Source organism: Stieleria sp. JC731 (assembly GCF_020966635.1).
Taxonomy (GTDB): domain Bacteria; phylum Planctomycetota; class Planctomycetia; order Pirellulales; family Pirellulaceae; genus Stieleria.
Map to the genome: position 1 here is coordinate 1 of NZ_JAJKFQ010000025.1, position 3,882 is coordinate 3,882.

Genomic DNA, 3,882 nt, shown 5'->3' on the forward strand with positions numbered 1-3,882 from the left:
ACTATCAAACCGTTAATTCACTTGCGGCGATCATCAAACACTTGCCACGTGAAATCAGATGCGCCGGATTCAGCGGCGTTGAAGACAGGCGATGGTTATTGCAGTCACAACCACCCGTGCGAACGGTGGGCATAACCGAGTTGCGGCGATTGACAAACCACTTCAAACACGCCGACTCCGCAACTTCGGTTCATGCCATGGTTATCGGCCATTCTGTATCAGGACGAAAGCTCAACCGTCCCACCAGCGTCGCTTGGCGGATCACCCAAATGATACCCATTCGCTGGCTGTGTCGCGGTGTAGCGGATTCCAGCTTTGTGCAGCGCAGACATGGCACGAAACGCGATGTCGGCCCAATGCTGCCTATCATCTTCAGGCATGTCTCGCGGGAGCTTCCGCCATTCGTTCGCTATGAAAGCGATGGTGTCCGGGTGGAGCCAAAAGGCTAAGCGCCCCGCAATTTGTTCTGACGCCGCGTCGGTGCCACCATCATCACGAAGTGAATTGCGTGCGGAGATCAACAAGTTGCGATAGTTTGGGTCGACAACTGGAATGAGTTGACGCTCAAGTAGGCAATTCAGATTCCAAAGTGCTCTTTGCTCGGCTTGGTCTTCCGTTCCAAGCAAGTCCGTATCAGTGAACCGTGCGAGGAAATCGAAGAGAACCAGTGCCTCATCTTCGGTGAGTGTAATCGTGATATCCGGCATCGTTGCTGTGCTACAGGCTCCTCAGTCCGATAACGGTCATGGTCACCGAGTCGGCGCATTTGAGATGAAACTAAAACCCAAAAGTCGTCGACTCGCCGACTTCGGTGCACCAACAGGTTCGCGAGGTACACACGACCACGGTCTGCACCACATCGCTGTTGATAAGTCTACCCGATTCGAATTGCCAAGGGGAACGAGCACAGATATATCGGGCGGCAGTTTGGGCGTTTGTTCAGCGATCTGGAAATAGCAATCAAACCGTGACATCAGGTGCGATAGACAGGAAACTGCTGTCCAATGAACGCGGATGGGATTGCTAAGCCAACATCGACAAACGGTAAATGCCTTTGCGATTGATTGCCCCTGTTGTCCCTTGAAATCCCAAGGGCCGCGTTCGCAAACGACAATCAAACCGTGAATTCAATTGCGATCAATAGGAAACTGACGTCTTGCGAAATCAGATGGGCCGCGATCGGAAACAACTATCAAACCGTGAACTCAGTTGCGGCGATCATCAAACACTTGCAATGTCAAATCAGATGGGCCGGATCAAAACGCCATGTACTTCAAAGGGCGATAATCAAACGAGAGAGAGATGAGTCATCAAATGGTTCATCTACCCGCGCGAACGATTTCGATCACGTGGCCGCCGCAAACGACTGACCACTTCAATGAACATAACTCGGCGGCTCACGTGCATCGAGTTGTTCGCGGTCTACCCTGGACGACAGTTTGCAGTTCGCCGCTGACGACAAGTTTACCCGATTGGCATTGCGAAGGGTAACGAGTGGCGACTTGGCAGTTGGAACGTCAGGCGTCGGATTGCCTTCAATCGTGCTCGTGCTCAGCAACGCGGTGCTCGAACTCGTAATCGGTTGCCAGGCGTCGGCTTGTGTTCATCGGCCAAGTCGACCGCGCACCAATCAAACCGCGACATCAACTGCGATCAATAGGAAACAGAGGCTCCGTGAGATCCGATGGGCGAGATTCGATCGCACCATTAAAGCCGTCGACGAAACATTCAAACCACGAAGTTCGCGAAGTACACGAAGATGGGATGGGCATGACCACGGGCGTTGGTCATTGCGGTCACAACCATCCGCGCGAACGGTAGCGATCACCGAGTTGGCGCGATTGAGATGAAACTTAAACCCAAAAGACGTCGACTCGCCAACTTCGGTGCATCGCATTGTTACCTGTTTTCTTCGAGTTCCTGCGGACCGCCGTTGGACAATACCGCGTTCCGTACAGAAGCCGATATAAATCCTAGACCTGCCCCGATTAACCCAACAATTGGCGAAACCGGAAAGATTAATAGTACTGCGGCCAGCGCGCTATTGCCACAGCGTGGGGTGTTTGGCGGAAGCGTTGCCGCGTACTGAATGTCAGCATACAGGCCGTATGCACCGAGCGCAACCATCGGGCTGCATGCAATGGCGAATCCGATCGCTGCCCATCGTCCTCGACGGGCGCTGATTGGCATTGTTGGCCCGCATGCATTGCTTGACGGTTCGAATGGATTGCTGCTCATGTAGGGCAGGTTCAGAACGCAATTTTGTCGAGGGAGATGAAGTCAGTCGAAAGTGTGTGATGCTGGCAACGTCAGGTCAGATACCAGAGACAGGTAACGTCAGGGATCACGCGGTCGCCGCGAGTGATCCTCCACTTCATTAACCACGACTCGGCGACTCGTCGTGCATCCCATTGTTACGCCATTCTCGTTCAAGACATCGCACGTTTCCAGTCGCGATCAAACCAGAGGGTAAAAGCAGAGATGGTAATGGACATCGCAAAAACGAGCCCGAGAAATCGGACTGCGGGTCCCAATTGGGTTGAGCTCCAGACGTTGGGTGGCGGATTCGTGAACAAGGGATCCCTGCCAAAAAGGGACTCGTATAGCGGAGGAAAGGCCAGCAGCACTACACCAAAGTAGGCAACTGTGACTATCGAATAAGCGAAGGCAGGCCAACTGACACGGTCTTTCACACGTTGGCGTAGAGGATCAAGTTCGCAAAGGGCGTATACCACTGCCAGCACATAAACCAGCAAGAAAGATAGCCAGTAAAACTCAAGGGTGCCCCTGTTGATCCAATGTCCTGGGTCTGAGAGGACGTGCGAATCAGAAAAGTTGATGAAAGCAAGTGGAACAAAGAATCCAACAAGTAGCAACGCAAAACGAAGAGGGGTTTTCAAACTCAGGTTACGTGACCTTCTTTCTGGCGTAACGTTTACGATCAGCCGGCGGCGACGAACGATCAACCATTTCAAAACGCCCGACTTCGCCGCTCGGTTGCATCGTTTGGTTCTGCCACGATTTCGCGTTGATATTGGATAGCGTCAACGTCCTGGGCATCGCATAGTACAACATGGTCGTACGACTGACGGTTGGCGTCAATTGGAAGTGATGTAATGACTGACGGAAGTCCATCGGGAAAGTCGATTACGGCGATTTGATGGTGCCCGTGTTCCAACGAAGGGGCCGCAATTCGTCGCCAGAAGACTCCGAACTGCAATACAGCGATTGTCGATTCGATCGGTAAATCGTTGACCGGATCGAAAGCAACATTCCATTTCGTATCTGCGGGAATGTCAGCGTAAGCAAATAGCACGACGAATGGGTAGCTGGATGGTGGGATTGGAGCGTCGATTAATCGCAATATGTCCGCGTCAGAGTAGTTGCGATGGTCACTGTCGGGATTGGTGGTCACATAATCACGAACGTTCTGGCAGATGTCGGCCCATGCTTCGCGAGAGACGCGTTCAGCTACCATCAGATAGCGTTCATTCGGCGGTGTGTCTGCAATTGTTCGCATGACTCATTGGCAGAACGGCGATGGTCACCGAGTCGGCGCGGTTGAGGTGAAACTAAAACCCAAAAGTCGTCGACTCGCCGACTTCGGTGCACCAACTGGTTCGCGTGGTACCCACGACCACAGTCGGCACTACATCGCTGCTGACAAGTCTACCCGATCGGAATCGTGAAGGGGAACGAGCATAGATATTTCAGCCGGCGGGCAGGGCGTTTGACCAGCAATCTCCAAGCCGGGACAAAACCGTGACATCAGAAGCGATCATCAAGAAACTGACGCATCGTGAATTCCGATCGGAGTTGTTCAAGCAAGACAATCAAACCGTGATTTCAATTGCGATCGATAGGAAACTGTCGTCTCGTGAA

The 3,882-nt window shown here is 52.7% G+C and carries 3 protein-coding genes; all 3 read right to left on the reverse strand.

Annotation, left to right across the window (positions count from 1 at the left end; all coding sequences use genetic code 11):
- Positions 1-218 precede the first annotated feature (218 nt).
- The 3 genes from LOC67_RS22775 to LOC67_RS22785 all read right to left on the reverse strand — a co-directional run bounded on the left by LOC67_RS22775 (position 219) and on the right by LOC67_RS22785 (position 3,520).
- On the reverse strand, positions 219-707 hold the full coding sequence (locus LOC67_RS22775) for a hypothetical protein (RefSeq protein ID WP_230265141.1): 489 nt from the start codon (positions 705-707) through the stop codon (positions 219-221).
- Between the two features lie 1,192 nt (positions 708-1,899).
- The gene (locus LOC67_RS22780; protein WP_230265142.1) at positions 1,900-2,190 is read right to left on the reverse strand and encodes a hypothetical protein; all 291 of its coding nucleotides are present in this window, start codon (positions 2,188-2,190) and stop codon (positions 1,900-1,902) included.
- A gap of 781 nt (positions 2,191-2,971) precedes the next feature.
- Positions 2,972-3,520, reverse strand: a complete 549-nt coding sequence (locus tag LOC67_RS22785; protein ID WP_230265143.1) for a hypothetical protein — start codon at positions 3,518-3,520, stop codon at positions 2,972-2,974.
- Positions 3,521-3,882 lie beyond the last annotated feature (362 nt).